This window comes from Desulfoluna sp. (genome assembly GCF_030145185.1).
GTDB lineage: Bacteria > Desulfobacterota > Desulfobacteria > Desulfobacterales > Desulfolunaceae > Desulfoluna.
Window position 1 is genome coordinate 64,393 of record NZ_JAQYWB010000018.1, and the last position, 23,420, is coordinate 87,812.

Consider the following 23,420-nt stretch of genomic DNA (forward strand, 5'->3'; position numbering starts at 1 on the left):
ACGACGCTACTTTTTATACCGGCGGATGCGTGATCGAAGTTTGATCAGCGACTGGGTGTGAATCTGGCAGATACGGGACTCGGTGAGATCCATGATTTTTCCAATTTCTTTGAGGGTCATCTCCTCATAATAATAAAGGGAAATCACCGTCTGTTCCTTGTCGGTCAAACGCTTGATCGCTTCGATGAGAACCTGCTTCAGCTCTTTTTTCATGACCGAATCCGAAGGGTCATCCTCGCTTCGGATTCCTTCGGAAAAGGTACTGCCGCTGCCCTCGTCGTTATCCTCATTCCGGATACAGGCGTCCAGACTGAGGATGGCGGCGCTGTGAATGTCAGTGAGAATTTTGTAGTACTTCTCCAGGGGCATTCCCAGCTCTTCCGCAACCTCTATATCCGAGGCGGGCCGTTCCTTGCGGGCTTCAATCTTCTGAACGGCGGCTTCCACATCCTGAATCTTTTTCCGCATGGAACGCGAATACCAGTCCATGCTGCGAAGTTCATCCAGAATAGAGCCTTTGATGCGATACTGGGCATAGGTTTTCAGCCCGACATCCTTTTCAGGATCAAACTTATCCACCGCATCAATGAGCCCCATGGAGCCGGCACTGACAAGCTCGTCAAAGGCCACGTTGGCAGGAAGACGTGAAGCAACGCGCCCGGCGATGTACTTCACCAGGTAGGCGTACTTGCGGATCATCTCATCCCGCTCAAGCGGTGAAAAGTGGCAGCGCCTCTTCTCAATTTTCTTTTCGTAGGCAGACGTCATTCAAACGATCCGATCATCTAACACGTCCGTCACCGGTGTCACACCGTCCGTGAACTTCCGCAGATATGGACCTCTCCCCCTTGGACTGTCTGACCGAACTGATAGGCGCTACGGGTTATCCCCGGAGATCAGACGATTCATGAAAAACGATATATTCCCGCTACCGGATGTCCCAGACGGAGATTTAAGTATCTGTTCAGCAATTTTTACAATACTCCTGCTTGAAGGCGCCGCAGGGCATAGCTCAATGACGGGTTTTCTCCCGACAACAGCCTGTCTCAAATGGTCATCAAAAGGTACATACCCAACAAACTCAAGGACAACACCTTTAAGAAATCTGTCCGCCGCCTGACTTAAGGTGGCGTATACGGCTTTGGCCTCTTGAAGCCCCCGAGCCATGTTGACAAGCAACTTAAAATGTTTTGTCCCATTCAAAAACATCACCTTGATCATGCCGTAGGCATCAGTGACCGAGGTCGGCTCTCCAGTGACGACCACTATACACTCTTCAGCGGCCGAATTAAAGTAAATTACATTTGAGGAAATCCCGGCAGCCGTATCGATCAACATAATATCATAGAGGTTATCCAACCCCTCAAACTCGGCCAGAAGGCTTAACTTCTGCCCTTCGGTGAGTTCAGCAAAAGCCGTGTCCCCGGAGGCGGCGGGGATGACACCTACCCGGCCGGAAGCCTTTGCAATCACCTCAGAAAGTTCCTTCTCGCCTGTAATAACGTGGCCCACGTGGTACTGAGGATGAATACCAAAAATGATATCCACATTGGCCAACCCCATGTCGGCGTCAAAGATCAAAACCCGTTTTCCCATATCGGCAAAAGCCACCGCGAGATTGGCCACCATATTGGTTTTACCGACCCCTCCTTTGCCACTGGTAATGGAAATCACGCGCGTGAAGGACGATCTCCCCCCCCCTCTGCGAACGGAAGAGGCCCCTCTGCCCTTAACCATTGCCCTAAGACTGCTTGCCTGATCCACTGTGTTTATTGCTCCATGTCGGTTTTTGGGGAGGGCGTCGAAAGAACCAGCCCCAGAACGCTTTTTCTGTCAGCAACCACCAGGTCCTCCGGTACCCTCTGCCCATTGGTAATGAGCGATAAAGGGAGCCGGGATTCGGACATGGTATCAAAAATAGATGCGGCACGCCTTGTCTCATCCACTTTGGTAAAGACAAGGGTTTCCGGATGAAGAACCGAAAACCGCTCCACCACCTCCCGGGCATCCAGTCGCCCTGTAACGGCACTCACCACCAGGTGCACCGACAGGGGCACGCCACTGCCCAGGATATTTTCCAGTTCCTCCATGCGGGGGGCATCCAGATGACTCTGCCCAGCCGTGTCCACCAGAATCACCTCACAGCGTTCCAGCTTGGTCAAGGCCGAGGCCAGATCCTCCCGACTGAACGCCGGAAGAAACGGAATTCCCATAATAGAGGCATATGTCTTGAGTTGATCGATGGCTCCAATCCGATAGCTGTCCACAGAGATCAGTCCCACCGATCTGCCCTGGTTTAAAAACAGCTCCGCCGCCAGCTTGGCGATGGTCGTGGTCTTACCCGACCCCGTAGACCCCACAAAGGCGGCCACCTGGCGCCCTGGCCTTCCTTTCCCGGAAAGACCAAAGGGATCGGCCACATTGACCTGCTCCACAAGAAGCGAGAGCACTTCTCTCCCGATTCTGCCGGGAGACCCATCCTCCATGGCGGCCTGTGCGGCCAGTCTCTCTTCGGCCCGAGCCACCACCTGACGTGCCCGTGCCTCCGAAACACCCGCGCGAAGCAGGGTCGTAAAGATGCTGTGGGTCTCAGGATTACGAAGAATCTGACGTTCCTCTTCGCTCTGCTGAGAGATGAGCATCAAGTCCTTGAGGGCCGCCAGTTCCGATTGAACAGCAGCCCACCCCTTCGGGTCGGGAACCTCTTCGGTTATATCCCCTCCCGAAAGAGAGTCAAGTCTGCTTTTTTTCGAGCGAATTCTCTCGCCCGACGGATCCGCGGAAGAATGAGGTGGGGGTTTTTCAGCGTCCACCTCAAAAATATCTCGTCCATACGGGTTATTGACCCCCATGGGGATGCGCCGGGTGGAAAGGATAATGGCATCGTCTCCGATGCTCTCCTTCACCTTGGCTACAGCCGCCTGCATGCTGCCTGCTGTAAAGGTTTTAACGGCCATGAGCGGACTCCATCCCCTGGGTCAGAACCACCTTGCCCGTGGCCTTAATGTTCATGTTTCGAGAAATTTCACCATGGGACACCACCATCACAGAGGGGACCCAGGGTTCGATCAGGGCACGAACATGCCGTCTTAATACCGGAGAACAGAGAAGCACCGGCTGAACATTCAATCCCATATTGCGGTCCACTTCCTTTTGAATTGCCATAATGACTTTTTCTGACACCACCGGATCCAGGGCGAGCCAGGCTCCCCCTTCGGAATTTTGAAGCGCTCCGCTGAGCTGATCCTCCACAGCCTGATCCAAAAGAATCACAGGCAAGGATCCATCCCCCTGCATATAGGCTGCGAGAAACCCCCGCGCAAGGCGCTGGCGCACATACTCGGTTAAAAGATCCGTATCCTTGCTCATGGGAGCGTAATCGGCCAGGGTCTCCACAATGGTGAGAAGATCCCGGATAGAGACACGCTCCCGAAGAAGATTCTGCAACACCTTCTGGACCATCCCCAGGGTCATCAGGGAGGGCAGCAGCTCCTCCACCGCCTTGGGGCTGGTCTTGGCCAGGTTGTCCAAAAGGGCCTGAACTTCCTGGCGTCCCAGGAGTTCATAGGCGTTGTTTCGAACCACCTCGGTGATATGCGTGGCGATCACCGTGGAGGTATCCACCACCGTGTACCCGGCAAATTTGGCATCTTCCTCCCGCTCGATGGGAATCCAGATGGCAGGCAGATTAAAGGCGGGCTCCCGCGTGGGGATGCCGTCGATGGTCTGATTGACGTCGCCGGGATCCATGGCGAGCAGGTGGTTCACCATCATCTCGCCCGAGGCCATCTCCACCCCTCGGATCAGCATGCGATAGCCCGAGGGCTTCAGCTTCAAATTATCGCGAATATGAATGGGGGGCACCACAATCCCCATCTCGGTCGCGAACTGTCTTCGAATGGCTTTTATCCGGCCCAAGAGGCTGCCATCCTGATTTCGGTCCACCAGGGAGATCAAGCCGTAGCCCACCTCCAGCTCCATGCTGTCCATGGCCAGGAGGCTCTCCACATCATCGGCTCCGGACTCTGCCGGAGGCTCCTCCTCTTCATCCGAAAACATCTCCTCGTTCTGCCCTTCATTGCGGGGGCCAAACGCATACATCCCGCCCGCCATGGCCAGACCAAGGATCATAAAGGGAAAGCCCGGAAGCCCGGGAACCAGCCCCAGGAGAAAAACAATCACCGCCCCGATATAAATAGGAAAGGCGCTGGAGAAAATGTGCTTGGCAAACTCCTCGCCCATGCGCCCTTCGGATCCGGATCGAGAGACCAGGATACCCGCCGAGGTGGAGATGACCAGCGAGGGGATCTGGCTGACCAGCCCGTCCCCTACAGTCAAAAGGGTATAGTTTCCTGCTGCCGTGGCTACGTCCATGTCGAGTTGCATCACACCGATGACGATGCCGCCGAGAATGTTGATCCCCGTGATGATGATGCCTGCCACGGCATCCCCCTTCACGAACTTGCTGGCACCATCCATGGCACCATGGAATTCTGCCTCGCGGGCGATCAGCTCCCGCCGCTTGCGGGCCTCCTCTTCATCAATGTTGCCCGCGTTGAGATCGGCGTCGATGGCCATCTGCTTACCCGGCATGGCGTCCAGGGTAAACCGGGCCGCCACTTCGGCGATACGCCCGGAACCGGCCGTGATCACCTTAAAATTGACGAGGACCAAAATGACAAAGATCACCATCCCCACCACGTAGTTACCGCCCACCACAAAATTACCAAAGGCCTGAATCACCGAGCCTGCGGCTCCGGTGCCCTCATTGCCATGCAGAAGAATAAGCCGGGTGGAGGCGACGTTAAGGGCCAGCCGAAAAAGGGTCAGGATCAGAAGCAAGGGTGGAAACACTGCAAAGTCAACGGGCTTCACGGTGTAGATGGTGGTGATCAGGACAATAATCCCCATGGTGATATTAAGGGCCAGGAGCAAATCCAGAATCACGGCGGGCAGAGGAAGAATCATGGCGGTAAGGATCCCCATGACACCTACCACCACGGCAATCTCCGCCGTCTCCTTTTTTAAGGCCCCCAAAAGAGGGGGCGTGCTGCTTGTGCTACTTGCCATTCGACTCTCAGTCCTGCTCTGATCCGATGTTATCGCTGCTGCGTCCGGTATCCGTCGGTGTGCGTCATCATTTTGTCACCCTGCCCGACCGGCCAGCCTATTCTCTCCCCCCCGTTGTCGGATAAATGGGGGACAAAGCGGCACATCATGTGCTGAAAAATAGCTGTCTTTATCAATTCTTAAGTCGAAACACATAGGCCAGCAGCTCTGCCACCGCCTGAAAGAGGTCATCGGGAATATCCCGGCCCACCTCTACATTCTTATACAAATTCCGGGCCAACGGGCGATTTTCCACCAAAGGAACCCCATTTTCCCTGGCAAGCTCTCGAATCCGCTGGGCAATTTTTCCTGCCCCCTTGGCCACCACCCGGGGCGCGACCATCTCCCCCGGCTTGTAGGCAATCGCCACGGCCAGGCGCACCGGGTTGATCACCACCACATCCGCGTCGGGGACTTCATGCATCATGCGCTTTCTGGAGGCTTCGATCTGAAGGTTGCGGATACGGGACTTCACCAGGGGATCCCCCTCCATCTCCTTATGCTCCTCTTTCACCTCCTGGCGCGTCATCTTAAGTTTTTCCTCAAACCGCCATTTTTGAAAGACGAAGTCGGCAATAGCCACCGCCACCATGGGAAGGGTCGCGATCAGAAAGATTTTGAAGGCCACTCGTCCCATGTAGAGAAAAATCCGCAGGGCGGACTCGTCATACAAAAGAGGAATGCGGAGGAGCTCCCCCTTGATAACCCGCCAGGTGATATAAATGATAATGGAAAGTTTGAGCAGGCTCTTGACGAGCTCTCCCACGGCATGGAGGGAAAACTTATTCTGAAAGCCTTTGATGGGGTTGATACGCTCGAGTTTAGGCGCCACCGCGTTGGGGGAGATAACAAACCCCACCATAATCACATTGGCAAAGAGCCCCAGCAAAAACACCGCCAGCAGCACCGGGGCCATCACCAGGAGAAAAAAGCTTCCAGACTGAAAACAGACATCCACCATCGCCTTGAGTGTCAATTGAGGCACCGTGTCAAACTGAAAACTTCCACGAAAGAGGCGCTCAAAATGGCCGGAAATAAACCCTGCGGTCATCCAAAGCGTGGTGATGGCGCCCATAAGCACAATCACCGAGGGCATCTCCGCGCTGCGAGCGACGTCCCCATCTTCGCGAGCCTTCTCCCGCTTTTTCGGGGTGGCCGGCTCCGTCTTCTCCTGCATGGAATCTTCAGCCACCCGTTCCCCCCATCATCTGCATCATGTGGGTGAGAAGCGCGGAATATTCTGCGGCGAAGCGCCCCACCATGATGTAAATCACCTGAAGGGTCAACCCAAACAGGGCGAGTCCCACGGCGATCTTCACGGGAAAAGCCAGCACCAGAACGTTCATCTGAGGGACAAAACGGGCACACATCCCAAAGGCGCAACTCGTAAAAAACAGAGCAACCATGGGGGGGGCCGCCATGCGGATGCCTAAGGTAAACATGGCCGAGATGAGGGTTTCCATGGTTTTCCAGAGACTTTCAGTTAAAAAAAGCCCCCCCGGTTTCACCAGATAAAAACTGTCTGCAAGGGCAGTCAGGATCACATGGTGCCCGTCGAACGCCAGAAAAAGCAAGGTCGCCACAAGGTAGCCCACCTGGCTCATGATGGTCATAGGCGCACCCGACTGGGGATCGATGGTGCTGATCATGGAAAAGCCCATCTGAAAACTGATGATACCGCCCGCCAGCTGAACCGCCGCAAAAAAAAGCCGGGCCGAGAGCGCCAGACTGATCCCCAACACCAGCTCCGCCCCTGCATAAATAAATAGGGAGACCGTCCCCGGCGGGAACACCGGGTTGGTTTTTGCTGCCACAGGCCAGAGGGTAAAGGCGAGCACCAGAGACAGGGCTGTCTTTACCCTCACAGGGACCACGGGACTGCCGAAGAAAGGAAAGAGGAAGAGAAGGGTGCTGACCCTTAGAAGCACAAGAACAAAGATGCGGAACTCTGCGGTGGGTATATTAAGGATTTCCATGACCCTACCGAATGTACATGGGGATGTTTTCAATCACCCGAATGGTAAAGCTGGTGATCTTTTCCAGCATCCAGGGCATGAAAAAAAGGAACCCCAGGAGCACGGCCACAAGCTTCGGCACAAAACTCAAGGTCATCTCCTGGATGGAGGTGACCGCCTGGAAAATGGAGATCAGAAGCCCCACGATAAGGCCCAGCAACAGCATAGGCGCGGACAAAAGCAACGTCAGGATGATGCTCTCCTTGGCAAAGGTCACCACAAATTCTGGGGTCATATCACCGCTCCTCGTTTCCATTATCGTCTCAAAATAAGCCTTAACCCGGACATTTCATAAAAAACGATCAAACCATATCAATAAAATGTCATTACAGACAGTTAGTGTGAAATACCCGGGTTAGCCTACATCACAAAACTTTTCACAAGAGATCCCACAATCAGATTCCAGCCATCCACGAGCACAAAGAGCATCAGTTTAAAAGGGAGTGAAATCATCACCGGAGGCAGCATCATCATGCCCATGGAGAGAAGCACACTGGCCACCACCATATCCAGAATGATAAAAGGGATATAGATAAGGAAGCCAATAATAAAAGCCGTTTGAAGTTCACTGATGATAAAGGCGGGGACCAGGGTTGTCAGGGGCAGGGCCTCGTGGTTCTCCGGCCGCTTTTCCCTGGAAATCTTGACAAAAAGGGCGATATCCTTTTCCCGGGTGTTGGCCAGCATAAACTTCTTCACCGGCTTTTCGACCTCACGGACCATCTCGACAAAGGGTATTTTCTCTTCAAGATAGGGATTGAGCCCCTTCGTGTAGGCTTCCTGCCACACCGGCTTCATGATGAAGAAGGTAATAAACAACGCCAGCCCCACCAGCACCTGGTTGGGGGGGGCCGACTGGGTGGCCAGGGCCTGACGAAGAAAATGAAAGACCACCAGCACGCGGGTAAAGGAGGTCATGAGAATCAGGATGGTCGGCGCCAGGGACAGCACGGTGAGAAGCGCCAAGACCTGGAGGGCGACCCCCACCTCAGCCGGAGAATTCGCCTGCCCCACCCCGATTTGAAGAGAGGGAATGGGAAACTCGGCAAAACCCGTGCGGGGCATCACCAGAAAAAAAAAGGCCGCCAGCGCCCCCCCCTTGCAAACCCGAAAAAAAAGGCCCTTCAGGTCATGATCAGCCTTCATGTGTGCTCTCCTTGCCCGGGGTCTTCGCCTCTGCCAGGCGGCGCCTGAAAAGGGTCTCAAAAAAAGACGGGGGAGTCGCTGACTCCTCCGGGATCTCTTCGACGTCTCCAAAGGTATGAAGCGTCTGAATCCCAGAGGGGGTCACCCCCAGAAGAAGACGGACCCCTTCCACGTCCACAAGCATAATCCGCTCCTTGGGTCCCAGGTGATAGGTCCCACGAACCGTCACAGATCCCTGACCGGCAAACTGCCGCATGCCGCTGACGCGTTTAAGCAGAAAGACACACCCCAGGAGCACGACAAGCACCACCAGGAGCATCCCCCCACTTTTCAGCACCAGCGCCCCCACATCGGGGATCACAGACAAATGTTCTACGGCACCCGCATCCACGGCCACTCTCCTGTTACGACCTTAAGGTGCGCACGCGCTCCATGGGGGTGATGATATCGGTGAGGCGTACCCCAAACTTTTCATTGACCACCACCACTTCACCTCGAGCCACAAGCTTACGGTTGATATAAATTTCAAGGGGCTCCCCGGCCAGCTTATCCAACTCCACAATGGAGCCCTGACCCAGCTGAAGCAAATCGTTCACCAGCATTTTACGCCGCCCCAACTCGACGGAGAGTTCCAGGGGAATATCGAGGATAAAATCCAAATCCTGTGCCTCGGCACCGGACCCGTCCAGTTCGTCCTCATTGCCTTTTTTTTCTTCCATAGTCACCCCCCTTTGCTATCGGGTATAGAGTTTCTCTTCAACACGAAAGGCCTGGAACCCGCGCTGAGTTCCGGCATACCCTTTCAATTTTTTCACGCCTCCCACCATGGCAAGGAGGGTCTCTGACGCATCCTGTTCCAACTCGATCACTTCCCCGACCTTTAGCCCGATCAGGCGTTCACCGGTAATTTCCGTCTTGCCCAGGCTCACCTTCAGATCCACCTCAGAGTCAAAAATAATCTCTTTAAGACGCGTCTGCCAGGTATAGTCCACGTCCTCGGTTTCTGCCTGGAACCCTGCGGCGAGTTTGCTTCGAATGGGCTCGATCATGGCATACGGGATGCAAACGATCAGGGTACCGGCGGACTGCTCCAACTCCACCTCGAACCGAGACACAATCACAAGGTCCGTGGGCATGACGATGGCAGCAAACTGCGGGTTCACTTCAGAACGGACCATGGAAGGATGCACCTGCTCAACCGGCATCCATGCCGTCTCAAAATCTTTGAGACAGGCTTCCACCACTTTCAGAATCATGGCCTGTTCGATACTGGTGAACTCCCGGCCTTCGATGCGGGCCGTGGAGTTGCCTTTCCCGCCAAAGAACTGATCGATGAGATTGAAAACCAGCTGGCTCTCCATAACAAAAAGAGCATGTCCTCTCAAGGGCTCCAGACGAAACACATGAAGGCTGGTTGGGACCGGCAGACTCCGGCCGAATTCGGCAAATTTCAAAATATCATGGGACTCTGCGGCGATGTCCACGTTGGTGTGAAGCAGGGCCGACAGGCTGGTACGGATCTCCCTGGCAAACCGGTCATTTAAGACCTCGAAGGTAGGCATGCGGCCACGGATTACCTGGTCCTGACTGGTAAAATCATAGGCGGCCACCCCGTCGGGGCCGGGCTGACCGGCCTCGTTTTCCGATTCAACTTTTCCGGAACTCAAACCGGATAAGAGGCTGTCCACCTCTTCCTGTGACAGAATATCGCTCATGGCCACCTACAAAATAAAAAATTCAGTAACAAAGACACCCTTTACACCCCCCCCCGCCAGGAGACCATTCACCAGACGAAGGGTTTCATACTTGAGACGCACCTTGCTGCCGATGCGCTCCATCTCCTCGACGGAACGACCGGAAAGGGAAAGAGCCAGGGCTTCTAAGATCTCCTCTCTGCGAATCTCCAATTCCCCTTTCAAGGTCTCAGAGTCGAGGACAAAGCTGAAGCTGAGCCTTAAGGTGCGGTCCCCCATACGCCCGGAGAGTGGAACGTTCACCCCCGCCAGGGGCCATAGCGCCTGAAAAGAGGCCTTGTGCAGAGGAGGCGAAGCCTCCACCACGGCGTCTTCCACCTCATCGCCGGGCTGACTGTAAAAAAGCCACGCAGCACCGGCGCCCGCCAAGGCCAAGACCAGGATCCCAATCAGGATGATCAACCGCTTCTTTTTGTTTTTTAAAAACCCAGGCATGATTTGTTCTCAACCCCAATTGTGGCCTGTCCTTATTCGGGCAACCCCGTTTCGGCCCCCCCCGTCAGACACCGGATCGTCGATCGCTCATGGCGCTCAGACGCACGTGACTCCAAACTTAAAGCAACCCCCGTGCCAACACCTATGACCCGATGCCCTTGCCGTGACACTCTTTTAAAAAAGAGTTTCATTCCAGAGGCTTGATATTTTTGACACCCAGGCCACAGCCTTTCACAAAAGACGCCCTCTTCCATGCATCCGCAGAGTCGTCAAAAACATGACACCCGGCAGGGAGGAAATCAGACAACCTCCCCCTATGGCATACATCCACACAGGGCACCAGCACTTTCCCCCCCAGAAAACAAAAAGCGCGGCCAAAGGAGGCTCCCCCCTTTCTGACCGCGCTTCACTAAACATAGAGGTCAGCCGTGTTATCGCTTCATGGAGATCGTGTCCCCAAGCATGGTGTCCACGGTGGTGACGATCTTGGAGTTGGCCTGATAAGCCCTCTGGTTGGTGATCATCTTCACAAACTCCGAGGCCATGTCCACGTTGGACTGTTCCAGGGAGTTGGGAGCCAGGCTGCCGAGCCCGTTGGTTCCCGGACGGTTGGTAATCACTGACCCGGAGAGTCGGGTTTCGCTGAAGAGGTTGCCCCCTTCTTTGAACAGGCCCTGCATGTTCTGGAACTTGCCGAGGGCCACGCGGTAGAGCGGGGTCACCTGACCGTTTGAGTACTGGCCAGTGATGATTCCGTCCACGTCCACACTGATGTTCTGCAGGCTGCCTGCTCCGTAGCCGCTGGCTGACTGAAAGACGGTGGTGGAGGCCGAGGCGAACTGGGTGGAGGAGAGCCCCGCCGGGGCCCAGTTGCTGCCGTCATAGGCAATGCCCATGTCCAGCTCAATGTCCATCTCGGTCTTCTGGTTGGTCCCTCCGAGGAAATCGGCGGCCACTGTATAATGCTGATTTTTAAAGTCACCGGACATGTCAGCCCAGCTGTTGGCGTTGTCCATGACGTTGGGGTCGCCTGCGGTAATCACCACATCAAAAGTCCCCCCGCTGGCCACGTCGGTCCCCTCCGCCAGGCTCAGCATAATCCCGTCCGGGCCTTCAACGGAGTTCCCGTTTCGAAAATCCCCGGGCACGGTGATGGTCCCTGTTTTGCCACTGCCTGCCGCCGTCCAGTTGAGGACGACAGGGTTTTTCCCCACCACGAGACTACCTGTGGCTGCTGTCGCAGGGGGAGCCACGGTAAAGGTGTAGGTTTCCGTTGCGGGAGGCCCCCCGGCCAACACGGCGGGATCGCCGGTCCAGTCGCCACTGGCCGTGGGCGTCCCGCTGGCCCAACTCGAGTTGGCCACAGTCAGGTTCCCACCTGAGTTCCCCACAAACCGCTCGAAGGTCTGGTTGGCCAACAGACCATCGGAGGTGAAGTTAAGCTTCCCACGCCCCAGAAGTCCCCGGCCTTTGTCCTCTTCCGAATTAAAAATGCCCCGCATGTCCTCTTCGGGATTGCAGGTCACGATGTACTCGTAGCTGCCGTTTTCTGACGCCTTATCAAAATAAACGGTGAGGTCATGGGTGCTGCCCAGGGCATCGAAAGCCTTGACGGTGGTCTGGTACTCAAAGGCTATATCGCTGATATTGATGCCTGCGCCGGGCCGCCCATCCCAGGCCGTGGCCAGGGGAATCCCGACACCGACGGTGTTGTCTTTTCCCCGGGCGTCCAGGTTGGTGATCACAGAGATCTTATTGGTCTTTTCCGGGGGTGAGGTAAAGGATTCCAGCTGAATATCCTTCACAGAGCCTACGTCCTCAACATCACCGGTGGCGTCATTGCGTCGGACCTCCCACCCCTGGGTGATATACCCGCCGGGAGTCGTGAAGTTCCCGTCCTTGTCAAACCGAAACTCACCGGCTCGCGTATAAAACTGTTCGGCCTCATTTTTCGGATGGCGTACGATAAAGAAACCCTCGCCGCCAATGGCCAGGTCTGTGGGGGACTCTGTGGATTCAAAGGAACCCTGAACGAACTGGCTGGCGATCTCGCCTACGGCGGTACCACGCCCTACTTGCGCACTTCCGGAGTTGGTGGACACCGTCTGACTGAGGACATCCTGAAACGTCACCCGGCTGGATTTGAAACCGATGGTATTCACGTTGGCGATGTTGTCACCGACAACGGTCATGGCATTGCCCATGGCTGAGAGGCCGCTGACGCCTGAAAAGAGTGAACTGGTAAGTGACATGCGTTATTTCTCCTCTATCGGTTTCCACCCGTGGCAGACAAAGCCGCCTGGGGCTGCAGTTTAGCAGCCAGGGCTGCCTGGGGCTGAGCCCCTTGGGTTCCGAACAACTGTGCGGCCAACTCAGGAGGGAGGCCACCGGGCATCATTCGGGCAGGAGCTGCCGGGGACTTTTCAGGGGTCACCACCGTGGCCACGCTTGCCGGAGCCACCTTGCGCCCATCGACAAGCAGGTAGCTGTGACCGCCTTCGCGGGTCACCCCTTCCACCATCCCCCGATCGACCGTGGAGACGGAGGCGTAATCGCCCTTCCCGTTTCGAGCGATGATCTTATAGGTGTATTTCCCGTCGGCCAGGTGGTTGCCTTCTTCGTCGGTGCCATCCCAGGCAATTCTTTGACGCCCTTCGGAGATAAAATCGGCCCCGGAGTTGATCTCTTTCATCAGCACCCCTTCCGGATTGTAGACCATGATAGAGACCATGGCCGGCTCCTTCAGGGTGTAATGCCCCCCTGAAGCCAGGCCACCGGCAGTCAAGGAGACGGGGTTTCCGTTTGAGACCACCTCTTTTCCGATGTAATCAAAAATATTATCTTCATCCTTGCTGGCCTGATTGACCGCAAGAAGAGACTTCAGGTTATCGTTCATGTTGACCTGCTGCTCCAGCCCGGAAAATTGAGCCAGCTGCGCGGTGAAATCGGTGCCATCCATGGGGTTCAAGGGGTCCTGGTTTTTCATCTGAGCCACCATCATGGTGAGAAAGGCGTTCTTCCCCAGGGCCTCGTCCTCATCCTTTTGCCTGCCGGTCTTGCCGTGAGACTGACCGTCGATGAAAATGGATCGGTTGTTATATGTTGTGTCAACTCCCGAAGTGGTCATGCGCTCTCCTTGCTCGTCTTCACCTGATGGATCCTCATCTCTTTCTCTACACCATCACATTGATGGCACCGTCATGCTCTTTTTTAGCGGGCCTGGCGACCTCGGAGTCGGCCTCACCCGAGCGCCCCTCCCCCCCCTGCCGTGGACTGGAACGGCCGCGGCCACCCCGGCCTTCCGTGCTGCCGCCATCCTGGGCCATAAAATCCATGGCACTCCCGGTGGTCACCTCGATGCGATCCAACCGAATCCCGTGATCGGCCATCAAAACCCGAAGGTCATGTTTGCCCGCGGCAAGGATCTCTCCCGTTTTCTCTTTCTCAGAAACAATGCGAACCAACACGCGCTCGCCCTCTTTCTCTATGCGTATCTGAAGTCGTCCCAAGGAAGGGGGACGGACCTGAAAGGTCACCTCGTGATCGTTCTTTTTTAATGAGGTCGAGATCTGACGCCCAACCTGCAGCGCCAACTGGCGGGTCAACCCACTCTTGGGTGTGTCCGTCGCAGCCGAAGGCTCCAGCTCGCTCAAGGCAGCCATGGCCTCAGCCGTAAGCGGCTGAACCGGAACGCCCGCGCGATCCACCGCCACAGGCTGTAAGATTCGAGGAGCCGTTGGGACAGGCTCTTCTGCCTGGGGCACGCGGCTCCGGAACCCATTGCCTGCCATCAGGGAAGGCTCTTTTCTGGACCCTTTTGCAGTCTTCGAATCAACAAGGGCCGCGTCCGCAGGGGAAATCTCTTTTCCCCCATCGGTTTTGGGGCGAGACCCAGGGCGCCCTGTTTTCATTCCAAACCCGGAGGCTGCTCCGGCCAGAACATCAACGGGCCGAGATTCTGAAGAGGCGAGCACGGTGCCGGCAGGAGAGGCCAGGTCGGTCTTCATTCCAGTGGTTTTCTTCCCTTCCACCGCGCCCCGCATCATGGAGGCAAACCGATCCACACCCATCTCGTCTGGACCATCGGGCTGCGGTCCCGTCACAGGCGCTCCGCCCATCTGAAAGGTCATGCCCCCTTTAAGGGAGGGCGGGGTTGCCCCCTGCCCTTTAGAGGCAGCGGCACTTTTTTCCACCCCCTCGGTAAAACCGGCCGCGGGAAAGGCTTCCCCTGCCTTGACGACAGGGACCAACGGCATAACCGCCAGCCCGGAAAGAAGAAGGTTTTCACCCGCCTCGGTTTTCTCTTCTTCTTTATCTAAGGAGGCCCCTTTTGGGGTCAGGCCCTTTAAGTCGACTGAAAGAGATCCTTTCTTTCCGGACGTGGGCTCTCCCTTTCGGGGGCTGCCATCCCCTGCAGCAGCAAGCGCCATCCCTTCGGCCTGGTTGCCTTTGCCAAAGAAGGCCGAAAGGAGCGCCGCAAAACCGCCGGATGGCTTGGATTTGGCCCCACGACCCGAAGCCTTTAGGCCCGAGGTTGATTCCGTTGTGGCTTGAACTGCTGTTTGCATGACTCTCTTCACTTTCCCAGTCGGATTGGCGGTGATTGCCGCAGGGAGAGGTCCCTGCCATCCATGTGTTCGGCTCCTGTGCCCCACCGACGGAGCGTCACGAGTACCGGGAGATATTGCAAATGCCATGCCAAAGAGCGATTTTGGCCCTATTTACTGTATTTTCAGCATCTTTTGAAAAATACGATCAACACATTCTTCGCAGCAGAAATTTCCCCCCGGCCTCATTCGGGGGAAATTTCTGCCTGCCCCGGGCCATGGACAATTTTCGTACACCCCCCCCGACATCTCTTGCACACCAGATCTGTCCCCTAAAAAAACAGGTTCGGATCATTTTTTGGTTTCATATATTATTTCCTGCAGTTATAATGTTATGCTTTTTCGGGTATAAATATTGCTGAGACCTTCGTAGCGATATCCGCCTCACTCAGGCTCCTGAGACATGATGACATGGAAAAAGAGCAGAAGGCCCCTCATCGGGTCTCCGCAGGGCGGGTTCCTTAACAGGCCCCCTCCTCATTTTTCTTATAACATCATGGTGACGGCATGCCACCAAACTGACACCTGTTACCAAAGAGGAACCATGAGAACTACCGTTTTTGATACCCCCATTCTTCGCACCCTCATGCGCTGGACAGCCATCGTGGTCATGAAAGCCGCCGGATGGAAAGCGGTCGGCACCTTGCCCGCCGTCAACAAGTTTGTTGGCATCGCCGCACCACACACCTCCAACTGGGATTTTGTCTGGACGATCTGCATCTCCCTGAAACTCCGGGTCAAGGTCTTCTGGATGGGCAAGCACACCCTCTTTAAAGGTCCGGCCGGACCCATCATGCGCTGGCTGGGAGGCATCCCCATTGATCGAACCAAGGCAGGCAACACCGTTGAACAATCCATCGCCGCCTTCAACGAAAACGAAAAACTCATCCTCATCATTCCTCCGGAAGGTACCCGCTCCAAAACCCGGTACTGGAAAACTGGGTTTTACCATATCGCCCACGGCGCAGGGGTCCCCATCGCCATGGGCTTCCTCGACTTCAGCCTGAAAATGGGTGGCTTCGGACCGGCCCTCATCCCCACAGGAGACATCGACGCCGACATGGAGCTCATCAAAGGCTTCTACAGAAACGTCTCAGGAAAATTCCCGGATCAGTACGGCGAAGCCCAAATCTTTTCCGGAAGCGACGCCATCGACGCCGACACCCGGGCCTATGTCGATAAATCCAATGTCTTTTTCGCCCCCACCGGAGACATGGAGAGTGACCTTCGCTTTCTCGCCGCCTACTACAAAGAGATCACCAACCCCGAAGGCTGCCAGCCCGTCCTCAACGCATAAAAAAAATGCGGCCCTTTTGGGTCGCATTTTTTATTTTTCAGGGTGGCCACTCAGTCTGCCATGTGGTTTTTTAACTCGGCAGACGCAAAATGGTTTCGAAGATGCTCCACACGGGTGTTAAAACGATCATCCAGGCGCCCTTCCCTGGCAGCGGCGGCGATGCCGCCTGCCATCCAGGCGGTACGCAGGGAGATACGCCGCTCCGCCGCCAGCTTGACGCTCTCCATGGCCGTGCCCCGCATAATAAAGCGAAAGGCTTGATCGTAGAGGCTCTCATCCACAGCCCTCAGGTCCTCTCCACTTCGGTCCCCGTATTGATGCCGCACGAGCCCCTGGACCACGGGATGCACCAGGCCGTACCGATTCACTTTTCCGTAGCCGAACATCTTTATCAGCCCGTCCATCCATTCAAGGTACGATCCCAACACGCCCCCTGCGTTGGCCAGGATATCCGGAATGGAGATGCGCCCTCGATCCTCGAGATAGGTCTCCGCCTCGGGGGTTAAAGGACCGTTTGCGCCCTGCAGAATGTAATCCGCCTCAATCCGTGAGGCATGAACCGCCCCAGACCGCATCTCGGCATCCAGGGTAATCACCTCCTCCAGCGCCGCCGGTACCACCACATCCACCATGGCGACAAGGGGGCGGGTCGGATCCCCTTCCACAAAACGCCCCATCCCTTTTTCCACCATCTCAGAGAGGGGCTTGCCGCCAGCGGCCCCGGCCACGAGCTGTGCTATCTGCGGAATCCCCCGCCGGTTCACCAGAGTGCCCCCGGCATCGGAGACCATATGAATCGCGGCACCTTTGGCGTGAACAATCCCGGCAAAGGCACCGCCCACCTTGCCAAACCCCTGAACGGCAAAGGAGAGCATGCGGATGTTCGTGTCTGCCGCCTTGTAAAATGCGGGTTCCATGTCCAGGGCCTCGTCGATCCGAGATGGATTCAACCAGAGATCCGGGTCACTGCAGCGATTAAATCCCTTAAGCACGGCCAGCACTTCATAGAGACCCCGGGCCGTGGCACCCGTGCGCAGGGCCAGCCCCCGCCCCCCCGGTTTCCCCGTAATCGCCGCCGAGGTGTAGTCCTTGATGCGCTCCCGATCCGACACCAGGGAGCCCACAAGCGCCTTATCCCCCACATTAATCCCAAAATGGCGCCGCAGACTCTCCACCTTGTTCGACCGAGGCTCCAGACGCCCATCCCCTATCGCCGCCAGATCTTTTTCGACTTCATCGGTGATGGCCTCAAAGAGCACCCCGACCTCCACAGGACCAATCCCCACGTCCCCTGCGGGAACATCCGAGAAAGGCCCCACCCCCGCCTTCTTGACAAGAAAGCGGCCATAGGCGGCAAGGGCACGCTCACGCGCCTCACCCTCACCGAGGTTGCCCAGAATCCCCCCCTTACCCGTAGCGTAATAGGGAATCCCAAGCCCCAGACTCTTAAACAGCATATTGGTGGAAAGCGCTCCTTCCCCTGAAAAGGAGACATGGGTTTTATGGCAACGGATCCCTCCCTTGCCAATCCCTTCCCCATTCATGCGGATAAAAAGACACGTTCTGCCTGATAATTCATCGGAATAACTTTCGTAATGAATGCCACGGAATCGAATCAATCGGGCGATCTCATCCCCGAAAAGCGCCCGCTTATCCACCCCGGGTATCTCCACAGGCACCGTGGCCGCGGCAAAGATATGATACAGGGTGGCCCAATAGTAATCGCTTTTCATCTCCCCGTCCGGGGTCATCAGATAGTTCCGAATGGTGTCAAAAGCAATTTTTCTCACCCGCTCATTGCCGTCTGCAAGCAGAAAGACCAAAGGAATCAGATACTCCTTGTGGCGATGGGTCTGCATGCGGGCCAGATAGGCGAATTTCCTCCTGGAATCCCCCAGCGTCAGGCTCTCCAGAAAATCCCCGATCTGCCCGGTGGGGATAGGGTCTCCCTTCATCAGCATGGAGCGGGTGGTGAGCTCGTTTCTCAAGAACCCATCCAACTCCGGGGTGATGATCGCATCGGCAATATACGTGGAGAAAGCCACCATTCGGCGATTGTCCACCACAAAGGTTTCAAAATACTGACGGGTAAAGGGGATGCCTTTTTTGTCAAAAATCCCCTCAATGGAGTTCAGGTTGTTCCGAAAATTCTCATACGGAATCCAGAGCTGAAGCCGTCGCTCGGGAACAACCTCATCGGCGATGACATTCTGGTCGATGCAGATATGAACGGTCTTCCCTTTTTTCAAACGGCCCACCACCCGTTGCCACGAGCTGAAATAATTTTCCAGGGTCCGAATCCGCTGGTTGTGAAGCAAGGCATGAATAAATCCTTCGGAAGCGGTCCCGAGAAAGGCAGTGACTGACTCCTTTTCCGCCAGCGCCCCCAACTTCTCCGCCATATGAAGCGCTGCGTGGCTCATAAGGCCCGGCTTTCGAACGCCGGGCATCTCCCCCTCCACAATATACAGGCGACGGTTGGCCTCCGGGTTCCCTTCCAGACAAACCACATAAGAGCTCATACGAAAACTCTGGAGGGGATTGTCCCGCATAAGCCCTTTGATCGATTCCAGGGTCTTATTCACCAGATCACGCGTTTCGGAGATAAAATAGAGGTGTTTGCTCCCGAACCGTCCGGTGACGTTGATGCCCTCTCCATGAGAGGCGGCGTACCGATTGTTCAGCATCGCCTCCTGGTATCGGCTCCCGGCAATGAGAAAGGCGATCTCTTCCGTCGAGAGAGACCGATAAAAATAGGGCCCAAGATCGGTTTTTGTCAAAACCGTCTCCAGGGCATCCAAAACAGTGTCGGGCTTTAAGTCATAGGTCTGACGAAGATGGTTGTAGAGGGCGTACACCTCTTTATCGGATACAAAATGAGTATCCATCCCGCGCAGCTTATCACGAACGCCACGGTCAGAGAGATGGTACAAGGCGGTGGAGGGGGTCTCCATGGGAGGGGGCTCCTTTCCGGAGCGCTCGGCCAGAAAAAGGAAAAGGCATCAGGCCACAGGCAGCGCCCCGAGATCGACAAGACATGATGGTTTAGCTTCCATTACAGGGGATTATACCCTGAAAAGGACATACAGGGTGAATTTTCTGAGCCTTAAGATCCAAAAAAAATTCGACAACGGAAGCATGGCCCTGAGAGCTGAGCCAGCCACCCGTCAGCATGGACTGGAATCGATGCAGGAAGGGGCCACCGGTCGGGTGATATGTCCAATCGGTTTCTCCGGCGAGGAGGGGGAACCTGCCCCCATTCAAACAAAAAAAGGCCCTGTGGGGTAAATCACTCCACGGGGCCTTTCAACAACTGAATTGTAGCGGAAAAAACTGCCTATTCGTTCTCGGCGGGTTTTTCTTCCTCAACACCTTCATCGTTCTTCCAGGATTCCTTCAACTCGTCAAAACCGAGGTAAAGGGCAAGCGCGCCACCCAGAAGAAGAAGCGCGGGTACTGTTCCTGCAAGAAGCTGAAGCAGTGCATCAAACCATACCGCAATACCAATTAAGCCAAGAACCGCTGCAATGGCACCACCGATTAACGTCTTCATAAACCAGTTCCTCCTTTAAGCATAAATTTTCTGTATTTTTAACTTTATAATCTCCCCAACCGGGGATCCTTTTAGAAGAACACCACCGTTGACGGCAGCTTCGGGGGGGGAGGAGTTAAACATTGAAAAAAACAGACGGATACAAACCAAAAACATATATCATTTCAACAAAGTATAACCCGACTTATCACCCTTTTCTCTATGAAATATAACTTGTGGAGGCTACCATATCAATGAAATCTACGCAACCCCAAATCCCGATAAATTTACGCGTGATTAGGGACAATGAATCTCTATTCATTGTCTCTTTTAACCCATATTTCTCATCCACCTTGAGGCTTATCGCCCCCTCAATCCGCCATGAAAACCGGGCCTCCCATTTTCACCCACCACCCCACAAAGCCACAGGGTTCGTCAACCCTCTGAAATAGATCCTGATCCCCTTCCCCTACGGCCCGTCACCCTGCCATTCACACGGGATTATTGAGTTGCACATTGACTGAATCTATATTATTTACAAGCGTTACGCTGAAGCCTTCTGACTTAGACATAAGGCCCCCTTGAGGACTCACGACAAGAACTCAAGCCCCGTGCTGTACTTCGCCGACATCCCTTTGGTTAACTTATTGCGAGGTCATCACACGGAGCAGCGTAGAGAGCTGAAGTGCCTTGCCACGCATATCATCGTGCCTCTTATCGGCACCCTGCCTGACAAGGCAGCCTCACTACCCGGACACCCAAAAAATCGGAATCATTAAGATATGTTTAAATTTCGACGTAAAAGCAAGACCCCTGTGACCGATGCCCTGCAGGCCCACTACTCGAACTACATCCCCGAAAGAGGGGGCGCCATCTCCGATCTGCTGCGCCGATTTATTTTTAGAAACATCGTGCTCTCCGAGACGGAAAAAGAAAAAATCACCCAGCTGGATGACGACGGTATCTTCGTCTACGCATCCAAATACCGAAGTCACTTCTCTTTTCTCTACTTCCACACACGACTCAAACAGATGGGGCTGCCCTTCCCCACCATCGGGTTTGAATGCACCATCTACGCCTGGCAACCCCTCGGGCATCTCCTGCACATCATGGGATCCCAAATCCGCTACTTTTTCCGCCACTTTGCTGTCCCGGACCCTGTGGAGAGCGGCCACATCAAAAAACAGCTTCTAAACGGAAAAACGGCCATCCTGCCCCTGATCAGCCGGGATGCCTTTTACCGCAGCTTTGTGAAGTCCAAAACAGACCCCATTGCCTGTCTTCTGGAGCTCCAGGCCGAAACCGACCGCCCCGTCTACATCATCCCCGAGGTCATGGTCTTCTCCATGAAGCCCAAAAAAAGCGGCCTCTCCTTCTTCGACATCATCTTCGGCACCCGGGAACGCCCCGGAAAGATCCGCCGCCTGGCTGGCATCTTCAAGCGCAGCAAAGAGAGCTTTATAGAATTCTCCGAGCCGGTCTCCCTCAAAATGTGGTTGGATGCTCCCGGTATGGAGACCAAACCACTGGCTGAGCAGGCCATCCTGCTCCGCCGGGAGCTGATTGAACAGCTCAACCGCCATCGACAGAGCATCACCGGCCCCGTTCTCAAAAGCCGTCAGGAGATCCGGGAAAGCATTCTCACCGGAAGTGCCCTGAAAAGTTTCATGATCGACCACGCCGAAGAGACCGACACCCCCTTGCAGGATGTCCACAAAAAAGCAGACACCTACGTGGAGGAGATCGCCGCCAACTACAGCGTCCGATGGATCCGTATCTTCGAGATGTTTCTCGACCGCCTCTTTAAAAGCCTGTTTGAAGGCATCGTCACCGACAAAAAAGGGATCGCCCAGATCAAGATACGCTCCAAGCAGTCGCCCCTGGTCCTGGTACCCTGCCATAAAAGCCATCTGGATTATCTGATCCTCTCGTACGTCTTTAAGAAAAATAACATGCCCTGCCCCCACATCGCCGCAGGACGCAACCTCTCCTTCTGGCCCTTAGGCATCGTTCTTCGGGGCGGCGGCGCCTTCTTCATGCGCCGCACCTTCAAAGGCGCCAAGCTCTACTCCCGCGTTTTTTTTGAATACATGTACAAACTCCTCACCGAAGGCTTTAACGTGGAGCTCTTCATCGAAGGCACCCGAAGCCGCACCGGCAAGCTGCTCTCCCCCAAGGTGGGCCTTCTCTCCATGCTGGTGGATGCCTGCAGACACGGGGCCTGCGAAGATCTGCAGTTCGTGCCCGTATACTTCGGCTACGACAGGGTCCTGGAGGAAGACGCCTACCTCCACGAGGTGGAAGGGGGATCCAAGGAGTCGGAAAACCTCAGCCAGCTCTTCAAGGCACGCCGCTTCCTGAAGCGTCGTTACGGAAAAGTCTACGTCAACTTCCATGAGCCCATCGCCCTCTCTGATGTCATCAAAGAGAAGGGGGTTGATTTCAAAGCCATGGACAAGGACCAGCACAATGAATTCTGCAACGACCTGGGTTACCGCATCATTAACAGCATCAACGATGTCTCCATCGTCACGCCCTACGGCGTCGTGGCCAGCGCGGTACTCAACAGCATGAAAAAACGCTTTACCTTTGAGCAGGCCCGCGAAGATATCAGCCTCTACACCGCCCACCTGGACGCCCAGAAAGTCTGGCTCACCGACTCCCTGGGAGAAAACCGGGAGCGCTCTTTTCAAAGCGTTCTGGACAGCTATGTGCGGCGAAAATTTTTGGAATGCGGCTCGGACTGCAAGGGTCAGTTGGACCCCTCAACCGTCTTTAACCTGCCCGAAGACCAACGCCCCATTCTCGACTACTACAAGAACAACTGCATCATTCATTTCATCTCCGCGGCCATGACCGCCATGGCCATCAAGGAAGTCAACCGGTTCCAGTTCCAGGCCGGGGAGCTTTTAGAATCATACACCTTCCTCTCCGACCTCTTCGATCCGGAGTTTGCATTCAGCCGCAGCGTCACCACCGAATACCAGGTGAGAAAGGACCTGAAGGCCTTTATCGACACCCACACCATCGTCCCCCACGGGTCCAGCCCGGACACCTACGAGATCACCCCGGACGGCCTGCGCAAACTGACCCTCTTCTCCCGGTTCCTTAAAACCTACCTGGAATCTTACCTTGTGGCCCTGACCGCCTTCGAGTCAAAAAAAGCCGCCAAACTCGACACCAAGGCCATGGTCAAGAAATGTCAGAGCCGCGGGAAGAAGATGTTTAAAGGCAATGAAATTGAGCTTCCCGAAGCCTTAAGCGACATCACCTTTAAAAATGCCGTGCGCCTCTTCACCGACAAAGGAATCCTCGACGAAGAGAGCGGAGAAGCCACCCACTCCTTCTACAAAAACTCCATTCAGCACTATTTGGAGGTGATGGAGAAGTAGGGGCAGGCTGAAGGCTGAAGGCTGAAGGCTGAAGGCTGAAGGCTGAAGGCTGAAGGCTGAAGGCTGAAGGCTGAAGGCTGAAGGCTGAAGGCTGAAGGCTGAAGGCTGAAGGCTGAAGGCTGAAGGCTGAAGG

The 23,420-nt window shown here is 55.3% G+C and carries 20 protein-coding genes; 3 read left to right on the forward strand and 17 right to left on the reverse strand.

Annotated elements, in window-relative coordinates; translation table 11 throughout:
• Nucleotides 1–6: 6 nt before the first annotated feature.
• From Q1Q75_RS07750 to Q1Q75_RS07820, 15 genes are all read right to left on the reverse strand, one after another.
• Nucleotides 7–768 carry a FliA/WhiG family RNA polymerase sigma factor gene (locus Q1Q75_RS07750; RefSeq protein ID WP_300668915.1) on the reverse strand — a complete coding sequence of 254 codons (762 nt, stop codon included), beginning with the start codon at nucleotides 766–768 and terminating at the stop codon, nucleotides 7–9.
• A gap of 108 nt (nucleotides 769–876) precedes the next feature.
• Entirely contained in the window at nucleotides 877–1,737 is an 861-nt protein-coding gene (locus Q1Q75_RS07755) for a MinD/ParA family protein (protein ID WP_300668918.1), read from the reverse strand.
• A 32-nt stretch (nucleotides 1,738–1,769) separates the two neighbouring features.
• Entirely contained in the window at nucleotides 1,770–2,957 is a 1,188-nt protein-coding gene (gene flhF, locus Q1Q75_RS07760; protein ID WP_300668920.1) for a flagellar biosynthesis protein FlhF, read from the reverse strand.
• Nucleotides 2,947–5,070 carry a flagellar biosynthesis protein FlhA gene (gene flhA / locus Q1Q75_RS07765; RefSeq protein ID WP_300668923.1) on the reverse strand — a complete coding sequence of 708 codons (2,124 nt, stop codon included), beginning with the start codon at nucleotides 5,068–5,070 and terminating at the stop codon, nucleotides 2,947–2,949. Before flhA ends, flhF begins: the two co-directional genes overlap by 11 nt.
• 172 nt (nucleotides 5,071–5,242) lie before the next feature.
• On the reverse strand, nucleotides 5,243–6,301 hold the full coding sequence (flhB, locus tag Q1Q75_RS07770; RefSeq protein ID WP_300668926.1) for a flagellar biosynthesis protein FlhB: 1,059 nt from the start codon (nucleotides 6,299–6,301) through the stop codon (nucleotides 5,243–5,245).
• Nucleotides 6,294–7,085 (reverse strand): flagellar biosynthetic protein FliR, encoded by a 792-nt coding sequence (gene fliR, locus Q1Q75_RS07775; RefSeq protein ID WP_300668928.1) that lies wholly within the window; start codon nucleotides 7,083–7,085, stop codon nucleotides 6,294–6,296. The genes flhB and fliR overlap by 8 nt, the downstream gene beginning before the upstream one ends.
• 4 nt (nucleotides 7,086–7,089) lie before the next feature.
• The gene (fliQ, locus tag Q1Q75_RS07780; RefSeq protein ID WP_300668931.1) at nucleotides 7,090–7,359 is read right to left on the reverse strand and encodes a flagellar biosynthesis protein FliQ; all 270 of its coding nucleotides are present in this window, start codon (nucleotides 7,357–7,359) and stop codon (nucleotides 7,090–7,092) included.
• A gap of 125 nt (nucleotides 7,360–7,484) precedes the next feature.
• Nucleotides 7,485–8,270: a flagellar type III secretion system pore protein FliP gene (fliP, locus tag Q1Q75_RS07785; RefSeq protein ID WP_300668933.1), complete on the reverse strand. Its 786-nt coding sequence runs from the start codon at nucleotides 8,268–8,270 to the stop codon at nucleotides 7,485–7,487.
• Nucleotides 8,260–8,661, reverse strand: coding sequence for a flagellar biosynthetic protein FliO (gene fliO / locus Q1Q75_RS07790; protein WP_300668935.1), 402 nt, complete (start codon nucleotides 8,659–8,661; stop codon nucleotides 8,260–8,262). The genes fliP and fliO overlap by 11 nt, the downstream gene beginning before the upstream one ends.
• Before the next feature lie 13 nt (nucleotides 8,662–8,674).
• Complete coding sequence (fliN, locus tag Q1Q75_RS07795; protein ID WP_300668938.1) at nucleotides 8,675–8,989, reverse strand: flagellar motor switch protein FliN; 315 nt, start codon at nucleotides 8,987–8,989, stop codon at nucleotides 8,675–8,677.
• A gap of 15 nt (nucleotides 8,990–9,004) precedes the next feature.
• Nucleotides 9,005–9,985: a flagellar motor switch protein FliM gene (fliM, locus tag Q1Q75_RS07800; protein WP_300668940.1), complete on the reverse strand. Its 981-nt coding sequence runs from the start codon at nucleotides 9,983–9,985 to the stop codon at nucleotides 9,005–9,007.
• Nucleotides 9,986–9,991: 6 nt separating this feature from the next.
• A complete protein-coding gene (locus Q1Q75_RS07805; RefSeq protein WP_300668944.1) occupies nucleotides 9,992–10,459 on the reverse strand; it encodes a flagellar basal body-associated FliL family protein in 468 nt (155 codons plus the stop codon).
• Nucleotides 10,460–10,890: 431 nt separating this feature from the next.
• Nucleotides 10,891–12,711 (reverse strand): flagellar hook protein FlgE, encoded by a 1,821-nt coding sequence (locus Q1Q75_RS07810; RefSeq protein ID WP_300668947.1) that lies wholly within the window; start codon nucleotides 12,709–12,711, stop codon nucleotides 10,891–10,893.
• 14 nt (nucleotides 12,712–12,725) lie between these two features.
• Entirely contained in the window at nucleotides 12,726–13,586 is an 861-nt protein-coding gene (locus Q1Q75_RS07815; RefSeq protein ID WP_300668949.1) for a flagellar hook assembly protein FlgD, read from the reverse strand.
• A 46-nt stretch (nucleotides 13,587–13,632) separates the two neighbouring features.
• A complete protein-coding gene (locus Q1Q75_RS07820; RefSeq protein WP_300668951.1) occupies nucleotides 13,633–15,027 on the reverse strand; it encodes a flagellar hook-length control protein FliK in 1,395 nt (464 codons plus the stop codon).
• A 583-nt stretch (nucleotides 15,028–15,610) separates the two neighbouring features.
• Between Q1Q75_RS07820 and Q1Q75_RS07825 the strand changes: the two genes are divergently transcribed.
• On the forward strand, nucleotides 15,611–16,363 hold the full coding sequence (locus Q1Q75_RS07825; RefSeq protein ID WP_300668954.1) for a lysophospholipid acyltransferase family protein: 753 nt from the start codon (nucleotides 15,611–15,613) through the stop codon (nucleotides 16,361–16,363).
• A gap of 50 nt (nucleotides 16,364–16,413) precedes the next feature.
• Here Q1Q75_RS07825 and Q1Q75_RS07830 read toward each other — a convergent pair whose 3' ends face one another.
• Nucleotides 16,414–19,317: a Glu/Leu/Phe/Val dehydrogenase dimerization domain-containing protein gene (locus Q1Q75_RS07830; protein WP_300668956.1), complete on the reverse strand. Its 2,904-nt coding sequence runs from the start codon at nucleotides 19,315–19,317 to the stop codon at nucleotides 16,414–16,416.
• Nucleotides 19,318–19,453: 136 nt separating this feature from the next.
• On the opposite strand from Q1Q75_RS07830, the gene Q1Q75_RS07835 reads away from it, so the two are divergent.
• On the forward strand, nucleotides 19,454–19,651 hold the full coding sequence (locus Q1Q75_RS07835; RefSeq protein WP_300668959.1) for a hypothetical protein: 198 nt from the start codon (nucleotides 19,454–19,456) through the stop codon (nucleotides 19,649–19,651).
• Between the two features lie 49 nt (nucleotides 19,652–19,700).
• On the opposite strand, the gene Q1Q75_RS07840 is transcribed toward Q1Q75_RS07835, so the two are convergent.
• Nucleotides 19,701–19,916: a hypothetical protein gene (locus Q1Q75_RS07840; RefSeq protein ID WP_300668962.1), complete on the reverse strand. Its 216-nt coding sequence runs from the start codon at nucleotides 19,914–19,916 to the stop codon at nucleotides 19,701–19,703.
• 761 nt (nucleotides 19,917–20,677) lie between these two features.
• On the opposite strand from Q1Q75_RS07840, the gene Q1Q75_RS07845 reads away from it, so the two are divergent.
• The gene (locus Q1Q75_RS07845) at nucleotides 20,678–23,287 is read left to right on the forward strand and encodes a 1-acyl-sn-glycerol-3-phosphate acyltransferase (protein WP_300668964.1); all 2,610 of its coding nucleotides are present in this window, start codon (nucleotides 20,678–20,680) and stop codon (nucleotides 23,285–23,287) included.
• Nucleotides 23,288–23,420: the final 133 nt, after the last annotated feature.

What these genes read in the sequence shown, in the direction of transcription:
- Q1Q75_RS07750 (WP_300668915.1), bottom strand. Translation starts at nt 768, where the DNA reads ATGACGTCTGCCTACGAAAAGAAAATTGAGAAGAGGCGCTGCCACTTT.
- Q1Q75_RS07755 (WP_300668918.1), bottom strand. Translation starts at nt 1,737, where the DNA reads ATGGTTAAGGGCAGAGGGGCCTCTTCCGTTCGCAGAGGGGGGGGGAGA.
- flhF (WP_300668920.1), bottom strand. Translation starts at nt 2,957, where the DNA reads ATGGCCGTTAAAACCTTTACAGCAGGCAGCATGCAGGCGGCTGTAGCC.
- flhA (WP_300668923.1), bottom strand. Translation starts at nt 5,070, where the DNA reads ATGGCAAGTAGCACAAGCAGCACGCCCCCTCTTTTGGGGGCCTTAAAA.
- fliR (WP_300668928.1), bottom strand. Translation starts at nt 7,085, where the DNA reads ATGGAAATCCTTAATATACCCACCGCAGAGTTCCGCATCTTTGTTCTT.
- fliQ (WP_300668931.1), bottom strand. Translation starts at nt 7,359, where the DNA reads ATGACCCCAGAATTTGTGGTGACCTTTGCCAAGGAGAGCATCATCCTG.
- fliP (WP_300668933.1), bottom strand. Translation starts at nt 8,270, where the DNA reads ATGAAGGCTGATCATGACCTGAAGGGCCTTTTTTTTCGGGTTTGCAAG.
- fliN (WP_300668938.1), bottom strand. Translation starts at nt 8,989, where the DNA reads ATGGAAGAAAAAAAAGGCAATGAGGACGAACTGGACGGGTCCGGTGCC.
- fliM (WP_300668940.1), bottom strand. Translation starts at nt 9,985, where the DNA reads ATGAGCGATATTCTGTCACAGGAAGAGGTGGACAGCCTCTTATCCGGT.
- Q1Q75_RS07805 (WP_300668944.1), bottom strand. Translation starts at nt 10,459, where the DNA reads ATGCCTGGGTTTTTAAAAAACAAAAAGAAGCGGTTGATCATCCTGATT.
- Q1Q75_RS07810 (WP_300668947.1), bottom strand. Translation starts at nt 12,711, where the DNA reads ATGTCACTTACCAGTTCACTCTTTTCAGGCGTCAGCGGCCTCTCAGCC.
- Q1Q75_RS07815 (WP_300668949.1), bottom strand. Translation starts at nt 13,586, where the DNA reads ATGACCACTTCGGGAGTTGACACAACATATAACAACCGATCCATTTTC.
- Q1Q75_RS07820 (WP_300668951.1), bottom strand. Translation starts at nt 15,027, where the DNA reads ATGCAAACAGCAGTTCAAGCCACAACGGAATCAACCTCGGGCCTAAAG.
- Q1Q75_RS07825 (WP_300668954.1), top strand. Translation starts at nt 15,611, where the DNA reads ATGAGAACTACCGTTTTTGATACCCCCATTCTTCGCACCCTCATGCGC.
- Q1Q75_RS07830 (WP_300668956.1), bottom strand. Translation starts at nt 19,317, where the DNA reads ATGGAGACCCCCTCCACCGCCTTGTACCATCTCTCTGACCGTGGCGTT.
- Q1Q75_RS07840 (WP_300668962.1), bottom strand. Translation starts at nt 19,916, where the DNA reads ATGAAGACGTTAATCGGTGGTGCCATTGCAGCGGTTCTTGGCTTAATT.
- Q1Q75_RS07845 (WP_300668964.1), top strand. Translation starts at nt 20,678, where the DNA reads ATGTTTAAATTTCGACGTAAAAGCAAGACCCCTGTGACCGATGCCCTG.